Annotated in this window: 29 protein-coding genes; all 29 read left to right on the top strand. The window is 36.1% G+C overall.

Going from position 1 to position 15,295, the window contains the following annotated elements:
* The first annotated feature begins 9 nt into the window (after positions 1 to 9).
* Entirely contained in the window at positions 10 to 774 is a 765-nt protein-coding gene (locus tag AC52CF_RS19015; RefSeq protein ID WP_185144384.1) for a DeoR/GlpR family DNA-binding transcription regulator, read from the top strand.
* Positions 775 to 909: 135 nt separating this feature from the next.
* Entirely contained in the window at positions 910 to 1,722 is an 813-nt protein-coding gene (locus tag AC52CF_RS19010) for a GLPGLI family protein (protein ID WP_375180844.1), read from the top strand.
* 294 nt (positions 1,723 to 2,016) lie between these two features.
* On the top strand, positions 2,017 to 2,643 hold the full coding sequence (rplC, locus tag AC52CF_RS19005) for a 50S ribosomal protein L3 (protein ID WP_076391854.1): 627 nt from the start codon (positions 2,017 to 2,019) through the stop codon (positions 2,641 to 2,643).
* On the top strand, positions 2,634 to 3,263 hold the full coding sequence (gene rplD / locus AC52CF_RS19000; RefSeq protein ID WP_214588337.1) for a 50S ribosomal protein L4: 630 nt from the start codon (positions 2,634 to 2,636) through the stop codon (positions 3,261 to 3,263). The genes rplC and rplD overlap by 10 nt, the downstream gene beginning before the upstream one ends.
* Positions 3,264 to 3,266: 3 nt before the next feature.
* Positions 3,267 to 3,557, top strand: a complete 291-nt coding sequence (gene rplW / locus AC52CF_RS18995) for a 50S ribosomal protein L23 (protein ID WP_042720941.1) — start codon at positions 3,267 to 3,269, stop codon at positions 3,555 to 3,557.
* Between the two features lie 21 nt (positions 3,558 to 3,578).
* Positions 3,579 to 4,400: a 50S ribosomal protein L2 gene (gene rplB / locus AC52CF_RS18990; protein WP_027381305.1), complete on the top strand. Its 822-nt coding sequence runs from the start codon at positions 3,579 to 3,581 to the stop codon at positions 4,398 to 4,400.
* 2 nt (positions 4,401 to 4,402) lie between these two features.
* Positions 4,403 to 4,681 (top strand): 30S ribosomal protein S19, encoded by a 279-nt coding sequence (gene rpsS / locus AC52CF_RS18985; RefSeq protein WP_002983209.1) that lies wholly within the window; start codon positions 4,403 to 4,405, stop codon positions 4,679 to 4,681.
* Between the two features lie 2 nt (positions 4,682 to 4,683).
* Positions 4,684 to 5,082, top strand: coding sequence for a 50S ribosomal protein L22 (rplV, locus tag AC52CF_RS18980; RefSeq protein ID WP_050020604.1), 399 nt, complete (start codon positions 4,684 to 4,686; stop codon positions 5,080 to 5,082).
* Positions 5,083 to 5,090: 8 nt separating this feature from the next.
* On the top strand, positions 5,091 to 5,843 hold the full coding sequence (gene rpsC, locus AC52CF_RS18975; RefSeq protein ID WP_087708000.1) for a 30S ribosomal protein S3: 753 nt from the start codon (positions 5,091 to 5,093) through the stop codon (positions 5,841 to 5,843).
* 97 nt (positions 5,844 to 5,940) lie between these two features.
* Entirely contained in the window at positions 5,941 to 6,366 is a 426-nt protein-coding gene (gene rplP / locus AC52CF_RS18970) for a 50S ribosomal protein L16 (RefSeq protein ID WP_214588338.1), read from the top strand.
* Between the two features lie 12 nt (positions 6,367 to 6,378).
* Positions 6,379 to 6,564: a 50S ribosomal protein L29 gene (gene rpmC, locus AC52CF_RS18965; protein WP_027381309.1), complete on the top strand. Its 186-nt coding sequence runs from the start codon at positions 6,379 to 6,381 to the stop codon at positions 6,562 to 6,564.
* A gap of 12 nt (positions 6,565 to 6,576) precedes the next feature.
* Positions 6,577 to 6,831, top strand: coding sequence for a 30S ribosomal protein S17 (gene rpsQ / locus AC52CF_RS18960; RefSeq protein WP_029297775.1), 255 nt, complete (start codon positions 6,577 to 6,579; stop codon positions 6,829 to 6,831).
* Between the two features lie 2 nt (positions 6,832 to 6,833).
* Positions 6,834 to 7,202 carry a 50S ribosomal protein L14 gene (gene rplN, locus AC52CF_RS18955; protein ID WP_007839504.1) on the top strand — a complete coding sequence of 123 codons (369 nt, stop codon included), beginning with the start codon at positions 6,834 to 6,836 and terminating at the stop codon, positions 7,200 to 7,202.
* A 19-nt stretch (positions 7,203 to 7,221) separates the two neighbouring features.
* The gene (gene rplX / locus AC52CF_RS18950) at positions 7,222 to 7,548 is read left to right on the top strand and encodes a 50S ribosomal protein L24 (RefSeq protein ID WP_076391862.1); all 327 of its coding nucleotides are present in this window, start codon (positions 7,222 to 7,224) and stop codon (positions 7,546 to 7,548) included.
* A 13-nt stretch (positions 7,549 to 7,561) separates the two neighbouring features.
* Positions 7,562 to 8,113 carry a 50S ribosomal protein L5 gene (rplE, locus tag AC52CF_RS18945; RefSeq protein ID WP_214588340.1) on the top strand — a complete coding sequence of 184 codons (552 nt, stop codon included), beginning with the start codon at positions 7,562 to 7,564 and terminating at the stop codon, positions 8,111 to 8,113.
* Between the two features lie 3 nt (positions 8,114 to 8,116).
* Complete coding sequence (gene rpsN, locus AC52CF_RS18940) at positions 8,117 to 8,386, top strand: 30S ribosomal protein S14 (protein WP_029297771.1); 270 nt, start codon at positions 8,117 to 8,119, stop codon at positions 8,384 to 8,386.
* Positions 8,387 to 8,531: 145 nt separating this feature from the next.
* Positions 8,532 to 8,930, top strand: a complete 399-nt coding sequence (gene rpsH / locus AC52CF_RS18935) for a 30S ribosomal protein S8 (RefSeq protein ID WP_116095828.1) — start codon at positions 8,532 to 8,534, stop codon at positions 8,928 to 8,930.
* 17 nt (positions 8,931 to 8,947) lie between these two features.
* Positions 8,948 to 9,493: a 50S ribosomal protein L6 gene (gene rplF / locus AC52CF_RS18930; RefSeq protein ID WP_087707999.1), complete on the top strand. Its 546-nt coding sequence runs from the start codon at positions 8,948 to 8,950 to the stop codon at positions 9,491 to 9,493.
* A 15-nt stretch (positions 9,494 to 9,508) separates the two neighbouring features.
* Positions 9,509 to 9,862 (top strand): 50S ribosomal protein L18, encoded by a 354-nt coding sequence (rplR, locus tag AC52CF_RS18925; protein ID WP_100377194.1) that lies wholly within the window; start codon positions 9,509 to 9,511, stop codon positions 9,860 to 9,862.
* Between the two features lie 19 nt (positions 9,863 to 9,881).
* Positions 9,882 to 10,403: a 30S ribosomal protein S5 gene (rpsE, locus tag AC52CF_RS18920; RefSeq protein WP_047401284.1), complete on the top strand. Its 522-nt coding sequence runs from the start codon at positions 9,882 to 9,884 to the stop codon at positions 10,401 to 10,403.
* Positions 10,404 to 10,414: 11 nt separating this feature from the next.
* The gene (gene rpmD / locus AC52CF_RS18915; protein WP_007839493.1) at positions 10,415 to 10,591 is read left to right on the top strand and encodes a 50S ribosomal protein L30; all 177 of its coding nucleotides are present in this window, start codon (positions 10,415 to 10,417) and stop codon (positions 10,589 to 10,591) included.
* Between the two features lie 19 nt (positions 10,592 to 10,610).
* The gene (rplO, locus tag AC52CF_RS18910) at positions 10,611 to 11,060 is read left to right on the top strand and encodes a 50S ribosomal protein L15 (RefSeq protein ID WP_214588341.1); all 450 of its coding nucleotides are present in this window, start codon (positions 10,611 to 10,613) and stop codon (positions 11,058 to 11,060) included.
* 9 nt (positions 11,061 to 11,069) lie between these two features.
* Positions 11,070 to 12,449 carry a preprotein translocase subunit SecY gene (secY, locus tag AC52CF_RS18905; protein ID WP_496517559.1) on the top strand — a complete coding sequence of 460 codons (1,380 nt, stop codon included), beginning with the start codon at positions 11,070 to 11,072 and terminating at the stop codon, positions 12,447 to 12,449.
* Between the two features lie 3 nt (positions 12,450 to 12,452).
* Positions 12,453 to 12,668 (top strand): translation initiation factor IF-1, encoded by a 216-nt coding sequence (gene infA / locus AC52CF_RS18900; protein ID WP_055861802.1) that lies wholly within the window; start codon positions 12,453 to 12,455, stop codon positions 12,666 to 12,668.
* A 63-nt stretch (positions 12,669 to 12,731) separates the two neighbouring features.
* Positions 12,732 to 12,848, top strand: a complete 117-nt coding sequence (gene rpmJ, locus AC52CF_RS18895; protein WP_007839480.1) for a 50S ribosomal protein L36 — start codon at positions 12,732 to 12,734, stop codon at positions 12,846 to 12,848.
* Positions 12,849 to 12,857: 9 nt separating this feature from the next.
* Positions 12,858 to 13,235, top strand: coding sequence for a 30S ribosomal protein S13 (gene rpsM, locus AC52CF_RS18890; protein WP_076391870.1), 378 nt, complete (start codon positions 12,858 to 12,860; stop codon positions 13,233 to 13,235).
* 12 nt (positions 13,236 to 13,247) lie between these two features.
* Entirely contained in the window at positions 13,248 to 13,637 is a 390-nt protein-coding gene (gene rpsK, locus AC52CF_RS18885; protein WP_002983263.1) for a 30S ribosomal protein S11, read from the top strand.
* A gap of 19 nt (positions 13,638 to 13,656) precedes the next feature.
* Positions 13,657 to 14,265 carry a 30S ribosomal protein S4 gene (gene rpsD / locus AC52CF_RS18880; protein WP_029297746.1) on the top strand — a complete coding sequence of 203 codons (609 nt, stop codon included), beginning with the start codon at positions 13,657 to 13,659 and terminating at the stop codon, positions 14,263 to 14,265.
* A 33-nt stretch (positions 14,266 to 14,298) separates the two neighbouring features.
* Entirely contained in the window at positions 14,299 to 15,294 is a 996-nt protein-coding gene (locus AC52CF_RS18875) for a DNA-directed RNA polymerase subunit alpha (protein ID WP_062162712.1), read from the top strand.
* Position 15,295: the final 1 nt, after the last annotated feature.

Genomic DNA, 15,295 nt, shown 5'->3' with positions numbered 1-15,295 from the left:
CGAAACGTAATGGAGAAATTGCTTCCGAGGCATAATGATATTTTAAAGGAATTAGACGAAAAAGATCATATTCTGGTTCAGGATCTTTGTGAGAAATTCAATGTTTCGTCGGTTACGATCCGAAAGGATCTGAATTACCTTGAAAGTCTTGGATTGCTGTTTAGGAATCACGGTGGAGCGAGTAAGCAGGTGAGGTATGCGTACGAAAAAAATGTAGATGAAAAGGAAAATATCAATGTAGAGGCTAAAAAGAATATTGCGAAAGGTGCGCTTTCTCTGATTCAGGAAAACGACTGTATTATTCTGGCTTCAGGAACCACGATGCATTATCTTGCACGTATGCTGGTAAATTTTGGCCCATTAACAGTTCTTACTTCTTCTTTACGTGTTGCGATCGAGCTTTGCAATAATCCGAACATTAATATTATACAATTGGGAGGTGAGGTGAGAAAAAGTTCGACTTCTATTGTGGGTTCCATCTCTGAGACGATTCTGAAACATTTTTCTTGCAATAAATTATTTCTGGGAGTAGACGGAATTGATATGGATTTCGGGATCAGTACTTCGAATGCTGCGGAAGCTCATCTTAATCAATTAATGATTGAATGTTCGGACAAAGTAGTGATTCTTGCAGATTCTTCCAAACTGAATAAAAAAGGTTTCGGAAAAATTGCAGATCTGGATAAAATTGACTTTCTGATTACAGATGGCGATATTTTAGACGAGGATAAAAATAAACTTGAAGAGATTGGCATCAGTGTTATTGTTAAATAAATACGGCGTAATTTTTTAATTCAAAATATTATTGTCTTGTTTTTCTATATTATTCGCAATTAATTTTGATTATAGAATGTTTATTTATATTTTTAGGAACGCATATGCAGTCTCCAATCATAAAATATAAATAGGATGTCTTATAAAATCACAATTTTTACTTTTTTATTCTTTTTTGCGATTTTTAATTTTTCCGCTCAGGAAAAGGTAAATATCGATGATGTTGAATCCAGATATGTATATCTTTTGAAATATCAGATTGATTCTCTGGATAAATCCAGTTCTAACGAAGAGTATTTTATTTTGGAGAGGGGAAAAGAGAAATCTCAGTTTATGGGGGTAACTTCATATAACAGGGATTCTTTGGCAGGTGGAGCAAATCGTTTTGCTTTTGGTCTTGATCCTACAAGTTTACCTAAAACCAATTTTACTTTTCGCGTCATTAAAAACTTTGAAAAAAACAATATTTCTTATTATGATTATATTATTAAGGACAATTTTATTTACGAAGAAAAGCCTGATTTTAACTGGAAGATTACCGATGAAACAAAAGAAATAGGAAATTTAAAATGTCAGGCTGCGTTGGTTACGTATGCGGGACGTGATTATAAAGCGTGGTTCACTAACGAAATTCCGGTTTCTGATGGTCCTTATAAATTTTATGGTCTTCCGGGACTGATTGTGGAGATTGAGGATTCTAAAAAACAATATACTTTTGAACTTATAAGCTATAAAACCTTTTCAGAAAAGCCTAAGATGTGGATTTCCAGAAAGAGAGTTAAAGGAAAAACGGTAAAGAAATCTGAATTTTACAAAGCATTTAAAAATTTTCATGAAAATATTGTCTCTGAAATTGCTAAAGGAGGCTTCAGTTTCGATTCAGGAACGGAAAGACAGATAAAGGACAGGATTAAAAGGAAAAATAATCCGATTGAACTGGCTCCTTAATTATTCAGTGATTAAGTCATATCATTTCCTTCTTCCGGCTATTTCTTTCGTTTTTGCAAAAAAGTCTGTGAGACGAATATTTTTATATCATTTAAAAACTCACGATTCTAGTTTTTTTCTGTAAATCACTAAAAATCAAAATATTTTACTGAAAATATTTGTCAGTTATAAAAATATTCATAAATTTGCACACTCATTTTAGGGGCGTAGTATGCCTATATTCAAAAGTAGAAATTACTTCAGACCTCCAAAAATGGTGATAAATAAAGGATAAATTTTATTATAACATAAACAATGTCAGGTATTATTGGTAAAAAAATCGGTATGACTTCTTTGTTTGACGAAGCAGGGAAAAATATTCCTTGTACAGTTATTCAGGCTGGTCCATGCTCGGTTTTACAGGTCAGAACCATTGAAAAAGACGGTTATAAGTCAGTTCAATTAGGTTTCGATGACAAGAGTGAGAAGAACGTTGGTAAAGCGTTAGCTGGTCATTTCAAAAAGGCTGGTTCTGCTCCTAAAGCTAAATTGGTAGAATTCTACAGAGAATTCGTTGATGAAGTAAAAGTAGGAGAAGAAGTAAAGGTAGACTTGTTCAACGAAGGAGAATTCGTAGACGTAACAGGTACTTCAAAAGGTAAAGGCTTCCAGGGTGTTGTTAAAAGACACGGATTTGGAGGTGTAATGCAGGCAACTCATGGTCAGCACAACAGACTTAGAGCTCCAGGTTCTATCGGTGCCGGATCTGACCCATCAAGAGTATTCAAAGGGATGAGAATGGCTGGAAGAATGGGAGGTAAGCAGGTAACTGTACAAAACCTTCAGGTATTAAAAGTGGATCAAGAACAAAATCTTTTAGTAGTAAAAGGTGCTGTTCCGGGAGCTAAAAATTCTTATGTAATTATCAGAAAATGGAACTAGTAGTATTAAATACATCAGGAAAAGAGACCGGAAGAAAAGTAACTCTAGACGAAACAGTATTCGGAATTGAGCCAAATCAGCACGCGGTTTACTTAGAAGTTAAACAGTACCTTGCTGCACAGAGACAAGGAACTCATAAAGCAAAAGAAAGAAGCGAAATTACTGCTTCTACTAAAAAACTTAAGAAGCAAAAAGGATCTGGTTCTGCTAGATATGGTGATATTAAATCTCCAACATTCAGAGGTGGAGGTAGAGTATTCGGTCCAAAACCAAGAGACTACAGATTCAAATTGAACAAAGCTCTTAAGAGATTAGCAAAGAAATCTGTTTTATCTCAGAAAATGAGAGACAACAGCATTAAAGTTTTAGAAGATATGAGCTTTGAAGCTCCTAAGACTAAAGATTTCATCAATGTATTAAACGCATTGGAACTTAACGGTAAAAAATCTTTATTCGTTCTTCCTGAAGCTAACAAGAATGTGTATTTATCTTCAAGAAACTTACCTAAAGCTAAAGTAATGAACTACAACGAGATCAGTTCTTACGATTTAGTAAACGCAGGTGAGATCGTATTCTTTGAAGGTGCAGTAGAAAAATTCCAGGAAAATTTAAAGAAATAAATCATGTCTATTATCATTAAACCAGTTATCTCAGAAAAGGCTAATTACCTTACAGATTTAAGAGGTTCTTATTCTTTCTTGGTAGATACTAAGGCGAATAAAATCCAGATTAAGAAAGCTGTAGAAGCGGCTTATGGTGTAAAAGTAGCAGACGTTAATACAATGATTTATGCTCCGAAGGTTTCTTCGAAATACACTAAAAAAGGTCTTCAAGTAGGAAAGACAAACAAATTGAAAAAAGCGGTAATCAAACTTGCTGAAGGTGAGGTTATCGATATTTTTGCTGTAAATTAATTATAATTATAAATAATAGTAATGTCTGTTAGAAAATTAAAACCTATCACCCCGGGACAGAGATTCAGAATTGTAAACAATTTTGAGGAAATTACTACTAACAAACCAGAGAAATCTCTAACAGTTGGTATTAAAAAGTCAGGTGGACGTAACCAAACAGGTAAAATGACCATGCGTTACACCGGAGGTGGACACAAAAAGAAATACAGAATTATTGACTTCAAAAGAAACAAAGCAAACGTTGAAGCAACTGTAAAATCTGTAGAATACGATCCAAACAGAACTGCATTTATCGCTTTATTAGAGTACGCAGACGGAGAGAAAAGATACATCATCGCTCCAAACGGTATCAAAGTAGACCAAAAAGTAGTTTCAGGTGAAAGCGTAGAGCCAAACGTAGGTAACGCAATGAAATTGAAAAATATTCCATTGGGTACTGTAATTTCTTGTGTTGAAATGAAGCCTGGTCAAGGTGCTATTTTAGCAAGAAGTGCTGGTTCTTCAGCGCAATTAACATCAAGAGACGGAAAATATGCAATCATCAAATTGCCTTCAGGAGAATCCAGAATGATCCTTACTGAATGTATGGCAATGATTGGATCTGTTTCCAACTCTGATCACCAATTAACTGTATCAGGTAAAGCTGGTAGAAGCAGATGGTTAGGTAGAAGACCAAGAACAAGAGCGGTAGTAATGAACCCTGTAGATCACCCAATGGGAGGTGGTGAAGGACGTTCTTCTGGAGGTCACCCAAGATCTAGAAACGGTAAACCGGCTAAAGGTTACAAAACTAGAAAGAAAAACAAAGTGTCTAACCGTTACATCGTATCTAAAAGAAAATAATTATGGCAAGATCACTTAAGAAAGGACCGTTCATTCATCATACTTTAGATAAGAAGGTTCAGGCAAATATAGAGTCTGGTAAGAAGACAGTTATCAAAACTTGGTCTAGAGCATCTATGATCTCTCCGGACTTCGTAGGACAAACTATTGCTGTACACAACGGGAAATCTTTTATCCCTGTATACGTTACAGAAAACATGGTTGGTCACAAGTTAGGCGAATTTTCTCCAACAAGATCTTTCAGAGGTCATGGTGGTAACAAAAACAAAGGAAGCAGATAATCATGGGATCAAGAAAACAAGATAGCGCAATCGCAAGAAAAGAAGCTAACAAAGACGTTGTTAAAGCTTCATTAAATAACTGCCCATCTTCTCCGAGAAAAATGAGATTAGTTGCTGATATCATTAGAGGAGAGCAAGTAGATAAAGCTCTTTATATCCTTAAATATTCTAAGAAAGAAGCTTCTAACAAATTAGAAAAATTACTTCTTTCTGCAATTGCTAACTGGCAAGTGAAAAACGAAGGGGCTGACATCGAGGAAGCAAACCTTATCGTTAAAGAAATATTCGTGGATAGTGCAAGACAATTGAAGAGACTAAGACCAGCTCCGCAAGGTAGAGGGTACAGAATCAGAAAAAGATCTAACCACGTTACATTAATCTTAGGTAATAAAGAAAACTAAATCAAGGTATGGGACAGAAGACAAATCCAATTGGTAACAGATTAGGTATCATCAGAGGATGGGATTCTAACTGGTTTGGCGGAAACGATTATGGAGACAGAATCGCGGAAGACTACAAAATCAGAAGATACCTTGAAGCTAGATTATCTAAAGGTGGGATTTCAAGAATTTATATTGAAAGAACATTAAAATTAGTAACAGTTACAATTACTACTGCTAGACCGGGACTTATCATCGGTAAAGGAGGTCAGGAAGTTGATAAACTGAAAGAAGAGTTGAAAAAATTGACTAAAAAGGATATTCAGATCAACATCTTCGAAATCAAAAGACCTGAGCTTGATGCAGTATTAGTTGCAGACAGCATTGCTAAGCAGATTGAAAACAGAATCTCTTACAGAAGAGCTGTTAAAATGGCGATGGCAGGTACAATGAGAATGGGAGCAGAAGGTATCAAAGTTCAGATCTCTGGTAGATTGAACGGAGCTGAAATGGCAAGATCAGAATCTTTCAAAGAAGGAAGAATTCCATTGTCTACTTTCAGAGCAGATATCGATTACCACATCGGTGAAGCACTTACTCAGTACGGAAAACTAGGGGTAAAAGTTTGGATCATGAAAGGGGAAGTTTACGGTAAAAGAGAACTTTCTCCATTAGTGGGACAACAGAAAAAAGGAGGTCAGTCAGACAGAAGAGATAACAGAGGAGGAGACAGAGACAACAGAAGACCTAGAAAAAACAACAACAATAACAATAATAATTAAAATTTTAGATTAGAAATTTTGAATTTTAAATTACCGTTACTTTTTTAAAATAAAAAAAATCTAAAATCTAAAATCTAAAATCTAAAATTTAGAAATTATGTTACAACCAAAAAGAACCAAGTTCCGTAGAGTTCATAAGATGAAAATGAAGGGGAATGCCCAGAGAGGTAGTCAACTTGCTTATGGAACTTTCGGAATCAAGGCGACAGAAGGTGCTTGGATCACTGCAAGACAAATTGAAGCTGCTCGTATCGCTGCGACAAGATATATGAAGAGAGAAGGTCAACTATGGATCAAAATCTTCCCGGATAAGCCAATTACTAAAAAACCTGCGGAAGTACGTATGGGTAAAGGTAAAGGTGCTGTGGAATATTGGGTAGCTGTAGTAAAACCAGGTAAAATTATGTTCGAAATCGGAGGTGTACCTTACGATATCGCTAAGGAAGCTTTAAGACTTGCTGCACAAAAATTACCAGTTGTTACTAAATTTGTAGTTGCTAACGATTTTGTTAAACCTCTTTAATCTTTGAATACAATGAAAAAAGCTGATATTAAAAATTTAAGCGCGGGTGATATTCAAGCTCAATTAACTGAAGCAAAAGCTCAATATTCTAAATTGAAATTGGCTCATGCAATCAGCCCAATTGAAAACCCGATCCAAATCAGAGATTTGAGAAAAACAATCGCTAGACTAAACACTGAGTTAACTAACAAACAATAATTTCATTTTAAAATGGATAGAAATTTAAGAAAAGAAAGAATCGGAGTGGTTTCCAGCAATAAAATGGAAAAAACTATTGTTGTTAGTGAAACTACGAGAGTAAAGCACCCGATGTACGGTAAATTCGTATTAAAAACGAAAAAATATACTGCACACGACGAGAACAACGAATGCGCAGAAGGAGATACAGTTTTAATCCAGGAAACTAGACCTTTGAGCAAGAACAAGAGATGGAGATTAGTAAGAATCATTGAAAAAGCTAAGTAATAATGTTACAAACAGAATCAAGATTAAAAGTTGCTGATAACACAGGTGCTAAAGAAGTATTGGTTATCAGAGTTCTGGGAGGAACCAGAAGAAGATATGCTTCAGTTGGTGATAAAATCGTTGTTACTATCAAAGATTCTACACCATCAGGAAACGCTAAAAAAGGTCAGGTATCTAAAGCTGTAGTAGTAAGAACTAAAAAAGCAGTTAGAAGAAAAGATGGTTCATACATCAAATTCGAAGACAATGCTTGTGTATTGCTAAACGCAGCGGGAGAAATGAGAGGAACTCGTGTTTTCGGACCAGTTGCTCGTGAGTTGAGAGACAAAGAATATATGAAAATCATTTCATTAGCTCCTGAAGTACTTTAATATTTAAAATTGTAAAAAAATGTCAAAGTTAAAAATAAAAAGAGGAGATAACGTAATCGTAACTACTGGTAAGAAAGGTCTTAAAGGTGGTACAGGTGAAGTTATTGAAGTGATCAAAAAAGAAGGAAGAGACCCAAGAGTAGTAGTTGCAGGACTTAATATCGTTAAAAAACACGTTAAGCCTTCAGCTTCAAATCCTCAAGGAGGAATCGTTGAAAGAGAAGCTTCTATTCATATCTCAAACGTAGCTTTAGTAGGAAAAGACGGAAAAGCTATCAAAGTAGGTTACAAAATCGAAGGAGATAAGAAAGTAAGAATCAACAAAAAAACGGGTGAAACTTTATAATTTTAAATAACACATGGAATATATAGCAAGACCCAAAAAAGCATATAAAGAAACGATTGTTCCTGCAATGATGAAAGAATTCGGATACAAATCTGTAATGCAGGTACCTAGATTAGAGAAAATTGTTTTATCTCAAGGTTTAGGAGATGCTACAGCAGACAAAAAAATCATCGATTATGCTGTTGAAGAATTAACGAATATCACTGGTCAGAAGGCTGTAGGTACGATCTCTAAGAAAGACGAAGCTGCTTTCAAATTGAGAAAAGGAATGCCTGTAGGTGCTAAAGTTACTCTTAGAGCGAATAAAATGTATGAGTTCTTAGACAGATTAACTTCTTCTGCTTTGCCAAGAATCAGAGATTTCTCTGGAATCAAGGCTGATGGTTTCGACGGTAGAGGAAACTACAACTTAGGGATCACTGAGCAGATCATCTTCCCTGAGATCGTAATCGACAAAGTGAAAAAAATCCAGGGGATGGACATCACTTTTGTGACTACTGCGAAAACAGATAAAGAAGCAAAAGCATTATTAACTCACTTCGGTTTACCATTTAAAAAGAACTAAGAAATGGCTAAAGAATCAATGAAAGCGCGTGAGCGCAAAAGAGAAGCACTAGTTGCTAAATACGCTGCTAAAAGACAGGCTCTTAAAGAAGCTGGTGATTACGAAGGACTTCAAAAATTGCCTAAAAATGCTTCTCCTGTAAGATTACACAACAGATGTAAACTAACAGGTAGACCAAGAGGATACATGAGAACGTTCGGTATTTCCAGAGTAACTTTCAGAGAAATGGCAAACAACGGTCTTATCCCGGGAGTTAAAAAAGCTAGTTGGTAATAATTACTAATTAAAAATCGGGACAATTAAGTTGTCTGGATACTAAAGATAAAAATATCAGACCGAGATTTCTGAGGTCTGATATTTTACTCTTCAAGTCCTTACAATACTGATTGTTCTTTAACCAATAATTTATAAAAGAAAAATGGTAACAGATCCAATTTCAGATTTCCTAACAAGAGTAAGGAACGCACAAAGCGCAGGCCACAAAGTGGTGGAAATTCCTGCATCGAAAATCAAAAAGGAGATTACTAAGATCTTATTCGATCAGGGGTATATCTTAAACTACAAGTTTGAAGATAGCGCTGTTCAGGGTACGATTAAAATCGCTTTAAAGTACGATAAGCAAACCAACAAACCAGCTATCAAGTCTATTCAAAGAGCTTCTAGACCAGGTTTGAGACAGTACAAAGGTTCAGGAGAACTTCCAAGAGTACTAAACGGTTTGGGTATTTCTATCATCTCTACTTCTAAAGGAGTAATGACTGACAAGAAAGCTAGAGAAGAAAAAGTAGGCGGTGAAGTAATCTGCTATGTTTATTAATTTTTAATCACAGGAAAATGTCAAGAATTGGTAAAGCAATTATAACAGTTCCAGCAGGAGTTACTATCACTGAAAAAGATGGTGTGGTAACTGTAAAAGGTCCTAAAGGAGAACTTTCTCAGGAGCTTACAGCAGGAATTACTATAGAACAGAAAGATGGAGAACTGAATGTAAACAGACCATCTGATGCTAAACAACACAAAGCGCTTCACGGTTTATACAGAGCGTTAATCAACAACATGATTGTTGGTGTAAACACAGGTTTCGAAAAGAAACTGGAATTAGTAGGGGTAGGATACAGAGCTTCTCACGCAGGTCAAAAACTTGAGTTGGCTTTAGGATTCTCTCACGGTATCGTGCTTGAGCTTCCAAACGAAGTAAAAGTAGATACATTGACTGAAAAAGGTAAAAACCCAATTATTACTTTAACGTCTCACGACAACCAACTTCTAGGGATGGTAGCTGCAAAGATCCGTTCTTTCAGAAAGCCTGAACCATACAAAGGTAAAGGGGTAAGATTCGTAGGAGAAATTGTTAGACGTAAAGCTGGTAAATCTGCTTAATAAATTATAAGTATTATGGCATTAAGTAAATTAGAAAAAAGAATAAGAATCAAAAGAAGAGTAAGAGGAAAAATCTCCGGATCTTCTGAATTGCCAAGATTATCTGTATACAAAAGTAATAAGGAAATTTACGCTCAGTTAATCGACGATAACAGTGGAAAAACTTTGGCTTCTGCTTCTTCAAGAGAGAAAGGAGTTGACGCTAACGGAACTAAGACTGAAGTTTCTGCTGCTGTAGGTAAAGCTATTGCTGCTAAAGCTATCGCTGCAGGAATCGAAAATATTGTATTTGATAGAAACGGATTCGTATATCACGGAAGAGTAAAAGCTCTTGCTGATGGTGCGAGAGAAGGTGGACTTAAATTCTAATCATTAAATTTCGGAAAATATGTTAGGACTAGATAATATAGAAAGAGTAAAACCGGGAGGATTAGAACTTAAAGATCGTCTCGTAGCTGTTAACAGAGTAACAAAAGTAACTAAAGGAGGTAGAGCTTTCGGATTCTCTGCTATCGTAGTTGTAGGTAACGAAGATGGAGTTATCGGTTACGGATTAGGAAAATCTAAAGAGGTTGCTTCTGCAATTGCTAAAGCAGTGGAAGACGCTAAGAAAAACCTTGTGAAAGTTCCTGTAATGAACCACACAATTCCTCACCAGACTACAGCCAGATACGGAGGTGCAGATATCTTCTTAAGACCTGCTTCTCACGGTACAGGTCTTATCGCCGGAGGTGCGGTAAGAGCGGTATTGGAGTCTGCTGGTATTCACGATATCCTTTCAAAATCTAAAGGATCTTCTAACCCTCACAACGTGGTGAAAGCTACTTTCAAAGCGTTATTGGACATCAGAAGACCTGAAGAAATCGCTAGAATGAGAGGAGTTTCTCTAAGTAAAGTGTTTAACGGTTAATATATAAAACAATGGCAACAATCAAAGTAAAGCAAGTAAGAAGCGCTATTGGAAGAACAAAAACCCAAAAGAGAACGCTTGAAGCATTAGGATTTAAGAAACTTCACCAAGTTGTAGAACACGAAGCTACTCCTTCTATCTTAGGAATGATAGCTGCAGTTAGTCACTTACTTGAAGTTCAAAAATAATTTTTAAAATAATTTTAAAATGAATTTAAACAACATAAAGCCAGCTGCAGGATCTACTTTCAATTCAAAAAGAATTGGTAGAGGACAAGGTAGCGGAAAAGGTGGTACTTCTACAAAAGGTCACAAAGGACAGAAAGCAAGAGCTGGTTATTCTCAGAAAATCGGTTTTGAAGGAGGTCAGATGCCTTTACAAAGAAGATTACCGAAATTCGGATTCAAAAACGTAAACAGAAAAGAGTTTAGAGGAGTAAACCTGGATACAATCCAGACTTTAATTGAAAATAAATCTATCACAGGAGATATTACAAGAGAAGTTATGATTGAGAATGGTTTAATTACTAAAAACGAATTAGTGAAAATTATGGGTAGAGGAGAATTGAAATCTGCGGTTTCAATCTCTGCTGACAAATTCACTAAATCTGCTGAAGAGCTTATCGCTAAAGCAGGTGGAAAAGCAATTACCTTATAATAATCACTAATGAAAGAATTTATACAAACCCTCAAAAATATTTGGAGTCTTAAAGAACTAAGAGATAAAATTCTCTTTACTTTAGGAATTATCCTTGTGTATAGATTCGCATCTTATATCTCATTACCTGCAATTAACCTTGCGGAAGTAGGAGATCTCTTAGAGCATTATAAAAATCAAGGCGGTAACAAGCAAGGAGCAGGTCTCCTTGGCTTGCTTTCGTCGTTTACGGGGGGAGCTTTCAGCCACGCTTCCGTAATGGCGTTAGGTATCATGCCTTATATTTCTGCTTCTATTATTGTTCAGTTGATGGGAATGGCTATTCCTTATCTTCAGAAGCTTCAGAAAGATGGAGAGTCTGGTAGAAATACATTGAACCAGATCACAAGATGGTTAACAATCGGAGTTTGTCTTGTACAGGCACCTTCTTATTTAACATCGATCACTCAGTTGTTTTTACCGTATGCTCAGTTCTCATCTGCATATTATGTAGAGCCAAATTCTATTATGTTCTGGTTACCAAGTGTTGTTATTTTGGTTGCCGGTTCAGTATTCGCAATGTGGTTAGGTGAAAAAATCACCGACAAAGGTATCGGAAACGGTATCTCTATCCTTATTATGGTGGGGATTCTTTCAAGATTACCGGAAGCATTCGTTCAGGAAATGGCAGTGCAGAACGGAAAAGGAGGTATGGGATCTATCATGATCCTTATTGAAGTAATTTTCTGGATGTTGGTGGTTCTTCTTGCAGTAGTATTATCTGTTGCAGTAAGAAAAATTCCAATCCAGTATGTAAGCAGAGCTCAGGCAAGAGGAGGTGTAAACAGAAATCTTATGCAGGGAGCGAGACAGTGGATTCCATTGAAAGTGAATGCAGCCGGTGTAATGCCGATTATCTTTGCTCAGGCATTGATGTTCGTACCTGGTTTATTAACGAAAGTAGATGAGTCCAATACTTTTCTTGCAGGTTTCAAGAATGTTTTTAGCTGGCAGTACAATGTATTGTTCGCGCTATTAATTATTATCTTCTCGTTTTTCTATACTGCAATTACAATTCCGGTGAACCAGATAGCTGATGATTTGAAGAGAAACGGAGGTTTAGTACCGAAAGTAAGACCGGGAAAAGAGACGGCTGATTATTTAGATGATATTTTATCAAAAATTACCTTGCCGGGTGCAATATTTTTGTCTATCTTTGCAATCCTTCCGGCAATTGTGCATGGAACCTTTGTTCAGACAGATGCGTTTGCCCTATTTTTCGGGGGAACATCACTATTGATTATGGTGGGAGTAATTTTAGATACCGTTCAACAGATTAATACTTATCTGCTGAACCATCATTATGATGGCTTAATGCAGTCTAAATTGTCAAGAACGACTGGATATTAATTTATGGCGAAACAAAAACATATTGAACAAGACGGCGTTATTACGGAAGCACTTTCGAACGCTCAGTTCCGTGTAGAGCTTGAAAATGGGCATGTACTCATCGCTCATATTTCGGGTAAAATGCGAATGCATTATATTAAACTTTTACCCGGTGATAAGGTAAAATTAGAAATGTCTCCCTATGACTTAACGAAAGGGAGAATTACATTTAGATATTAAAACAATCTGCCAAATGGAGCATCCGTTCCATTTGGCTATTGTTAAAAAATAAATACTATCAAAATGAAAGTAAGAGCATCAATTAAAAAAAGAAGCGCTGATTGCAAAATCGTACGCAGAAAAGGTGTACTATTCGTAATCAACAAAAAGAACCCAAAATTTAAACAAAGACAAGGCTAAAATTAAATTATGGCGAGAATTTCAGGTATTGATTTACCAAAAAACAAAAGAGGCGTTATCGGTTTAACTTACATCTACGGGGTGGGAAGAAGCACTGCTTCAGAAATCCTTAAAGCTGCCGGTATCAGCGAAGACAAGAAAGTCAACGAATGGAATGACGATGAATTGGCTGCAATCAGAACATACATCTCTGAAAACGTAAAAGTAGAAGGAGAATTAAGATCTGAAGTGCAATTGAACATTAAGAGATTAATGGACATAGGATGCCAACGAGGAATACGTCACAGACTTGGATTACCTTTAAGAGGCCAGAGAACGAAAAACAACTCTAGAACCCGTAAAGGAAAGAGAAAAACTGTTGCTAACAAGAAAAAAGCTAGTAAATAATCGTTAGGAATTATGGCAAAACAAACTAAAGTAGTTAAGAAAAGAAAAGTAAAAGTTGAAGCTATTGGTGAAGCTCATATTCAGGCTTCTTTCAATAACATCATCATTTCTTTAACAAATAAAAACGGAGAGGTTATCTCTTGGGCTTCTGCCGGTAAAATGGGTTTCAGAGGTTCTAAAAAGAATACTCCATTTGCTGCTCAGATGGCAGCTGAAAATTGCTCTGCTGTAGCTCACGAAGCTGGATTAAGAAGAGTAAAGGTGTTTGTGAAAGGTCCGGGTGCAGGTAGAGAATCTGCAATCAGATCCATCCACAATTCAGGAATTGAAGTTAGCGAAATCATTGATGTGACTCCTATGCCGCACAATGGATGTAGACCACCAAAAAGAAGAAGAGTTTAATTTTTAGAATTTACCCATTATGGCAAGATATATTGGACCTAAAACTAAGATTGCTAGAAAGTTTGGTGCTGCAATCTACGGAGATGACAAAAACTTCGAGAAAAGAAAAAACCAACCGCCAGGACAACACGGTCCTAACAAAAGAAGAGGTGCTAAAAAATCTGAATACGCAGTTCAGTTGGCTGAAAAGCAAAAAGCTAAATATACTTACGGTATTTTAGAAAGACAGTTTGCTAACTTATTCGACAAAGCACACAGAAGTAAAGGGGTAACAGGTGAAGTTCTATTACAACTTTGCGAATCCAGATTGGATAACGTAGTATACAGATTAGGTTTTGCTAAAACAAGATCTGCTGCTAGACAGCTTGTTTCTCACAGACACATTACTGTGAACGGTGAGCTGGTAAATATTCCATCTTATTTGCTTAAAGCAGGTGATGTAATTGCAGTAAGAGAAAAGTCTAAATCTCTTGAAGTGGTTACAAATGCATTAGCTTCTAAAGCAAATTATGAGTGGTTACAATTCAACGATGAGAAGAAAGAAGGTACTTTCGTTTCTGCTCCTGAGAGAATCCAAATTCCGGAAGACATCAAGGAACAGCTTATCGTCGAACTTTACTCTAAATAATTTTTTAATCAAATTTTTGCTCAACCCAATAATATGGCAATTTTACAATTCATAAAACCCGATAAAGTAATTTTACTTAACTCTGATGAATTTAGAGGTCAATTCGAATTCAGACCACTAGAACCAGGTTTCGGGCTTACAATCGGTAATGCTTTGAGAAGAGTGTTGCTTTCTTCTCTGGAAGGTTATGCTATTTCATCTATCAAAATAGAAGGTGTAGAGCACGAATTTTCAACTATTCCAGGAGTAATCGAAGATGTTACCGAAATTATTCTTAACCTTAAGCAGGTAAGATTAAAAGCTACGGCAGAAAACCAATCGAATGAGCAGGTTGTTGCTAAAGTTTCAGGTCAAACGGTTATTACTGCTGGTGATTTAGGTAAGTCTGTCAACGGATTTGAGGTTCTTAACCCGGATTTGGTGATCTGCAACCTGAACAGTGATGTAACTTTCGAAATTACTTTCAATATAGAAAAAGGAAGAGGGTATGTTCCTTCTGAACAAAATAAGTCAAACAATGCACCTGTAGGTACAATTGCGATTGACTCTATTTTCACGCCAATCAAGAAAGTACAGTATAGCATTGAAAATTATCGTGTAGAGCAAAAAACAGACTACGAAAAACTTGTATTAGATATAGAAACTGACGGATCTATCAGTCCTCAGAATGCTTTAACAGAAGCTTCTAAGATATTAATTTATCACTTCATGCTGTTCTCTGATGAGAGAATCACGCTTGAAACGGAAGCTGTAAAAGCATCTATCCAATATGATGAGGAAACTCTTCATACAAGACAATTACTTAAGTCTAAATTAGCAGATATGGATCTTTCCGTAAGAGCCCTAAACTGTCTGAAAGCGGCTGAAGTGGAAACTCTTGGAGAATTGGTTTCTTACAGTAAGTCTGATTTGATGAAATTCAGAAATTTTGGTAAAAAATCTTTGACAGAACTAGAAGAATTAGTGCATTCAAAAGGTCTTAACTTCGGTTTCGACGTTGCAAAATATAAGTTAGACGCTGATAAATAAT

This window comes from Chryseobacterium sp. 2P (assembly GCF_059579425.1).
This window is presented reverse-complemented; position numbering and strand designations above follow the sequence as displayed.

Excerpts from the sequence above, each read along its gene's own strand:
- AC52CF_RS19015 (WP_185144384.1), top strand. The coding sequence starts at position 10 with ATGGAGAAATTGCTTCCGAGGCATAATGATATTTTAAAGGAATTAGAC.
- AC52CF_RS19010 (WP_375180844.1), top strand. The coding sequence starts at position 910 with ATGTCTTATAAAATCACAATTTTTACTTTTTTATTCTTTTTTGCGATT.
- rplC (WP_076391854.1), top strand. The coding sequence starts at position 2,017 with ATGTCAGGTATTATTGGTAAAAAAATCGGTATGACTTCTTTGTTTGAC.
- rplD (WP_214588337.1), top strand. The coding sequence starts at position 2,634 with ATGGAACTAGTAGTATTAAATACATCAGGAAAAGAGACCGGAAGAAAA.
- rplW (WP_042720941.1), top strand. The coding sequence starts at position 3,267 with ATGTCTATTATCATTAAACCAGTTATCTCAGAAAAGGCTAATTACCTT.
- rplB (WP_027381305.1), top strand. The coding sequence starts at position 3,579 with ATGTCTGTTAGAAAATTAAAACCTATCACCCCGGGACAGAGATTCAGA.
- rpsS (WP_002983209.1), top strand. The coding sequence starts at position 4,403 with ATGGCAAGATCACTTAAGAAAGGACCGTTCATTCATCATACTTTAGAT.
- rplV (WP_050020604.1), top strand. The coding sequence starts at position 4,684 with ATGGGATCAAGAAAACAAGATAGCGCAATCGCAAGAAAAGAAGCTAAC.
- rpsC (WP_087708000.1), top strand. The coding sequence starts at position 5,091 with ATGGGACAGAAGACAAATCCAATTGGTAACAGATTAGGTATCATCAGA.
- rplP (WP_214588338.1), top strand. The coding sequence starts at position 5,941 with ATGTTACAACCAAAAAGAACCAAGTTCCGTAGAGTTCATAAGATGAAA.
- rpmC (WP_027381309.1), top strand. The coding sequence starts at position 6,379 with ATGAAAAAAGCTGATATTAAAAATTTAAGCGCGGGTGATATTCAAGCT.
- rpsQ (WP_029297775.1), top strand. The coding sequence starts at position 6,577 with ATGGATAGAAATTTAAGAAAAGAAAGAATCGGAGTGGTTTCCAGCAAT.
- rplN (WP_007839504.1), top strand. The coding sequence starts at position 6,834 with ATGTTACAAACAGAATCAAGATTAAAAGTTGCTGATAACACAGGTGCT.
- rplX (WP_076391862.1), top strand. The coding sequence starts at position 7,222 with ATGTCAAAGTTAAAAATAAAAAGAGGAGATAACGTAATCGTAACTACT.
- rplE (WP_214588340.1), top strand. The coding sequence starts at position 7,562 with ATGGAATATATAGCAAGACCCAAAAAAGCATATAAAGAAACGATTGTT.
- rpsN (WP_029297771.1), top strand. The coding sequence starts at position 8,117 with ATGGCTAAAGAATCAATGAAAGCGCGTGAGCGCAAAAGAGAAGCACTA.
- rpsH (WP_116095828.1), top strand. The coding sequence starts at position 8,532 with ATGGTAACAGATCCAATTTCAGATTTCCTAACAAGAGTAAGGAACGCA.
- rplF (WP_087707999.1), top strand. The coding sequence starts at position 8,948 with ATGTCAAGAATTGGTAAAGCAATTATAACAGTTCCAGCAGGAGTTACT.
- rplR (WP_100377194.1), top strand. The coding sequence starts at position 9,509 with ATGGCATTAAGTAAATTAGAAAAAAGAATAAGAATCAAAAGAAGAGTA.
- rpsE (WP_047401284.1), top strand. The coding sequence starts at position 9,882 with ATGTTAGGACTAGATAATATAGAAAGAGTAAAACCGGGAGGATTAGAA.
- rpmD (WP_007839493.1), top strand. The coding sequence starts at position 10,415 with ATGGCAACAATCAAAGTAAAGCAAGTAAGAAGCGCTATTGGAAGAACA.
- rplO (WP_214588341.1), top strand. The coding sequence starts at position 10,611 with ATGAATTTAAACAACATAAAGCCAGCTGCAGGATCTACTTTCAATTCA.
- secY (WP_496517559.1), top strand. The coding sequence starts at position 11,070 with ATGAAAGAATTTATACAAACCCTCAAAAATATTTGGAGTCTTAAAGAA.
- infA (WP_055861802.1), top strand. The coding sequence starts at position 12,453 with ATGGCGAAACAAAAACATATTGAACAAGACGGCGTTATTACGGAAGCA.
- rpmJ (WP_007839480.1), top strand. The coding sequence starts at position 12,732 with ATGAAAGTAAGAGCATCAATTAAAAAAAGAAGCGCTGATTGCAAAATC.
- rpsM (WP_076391870.1), top strand. The coding sequence starts at position 12,858 with ATGGCGAGAATTTCAGGTATTGATTTACCAAAAAACAAAAGAGGCGTT.
- rpsK (WP_002983263.1), top strand. The coding sequence starts at position 13,248 with ATGGCAAAACAAACTAAAGTAGTTAAGAAAAGAAAAGTAAAAGTTGAA.
- rpsD (WP_029297746.1), top strand. The coding sequence starts at position 13,657 with ATGGCAAGATATATTGGACCTAAAACTAAGATTGCTAGAAAGTTTGGT.
- AC52CF_RS18875 (WP_062162712.1), top strand. The coding sequence starts at position 14,299 with ATGGCAATTTTACAATTCATAAAACCCGATAAAGTAATTTTACTTAAC.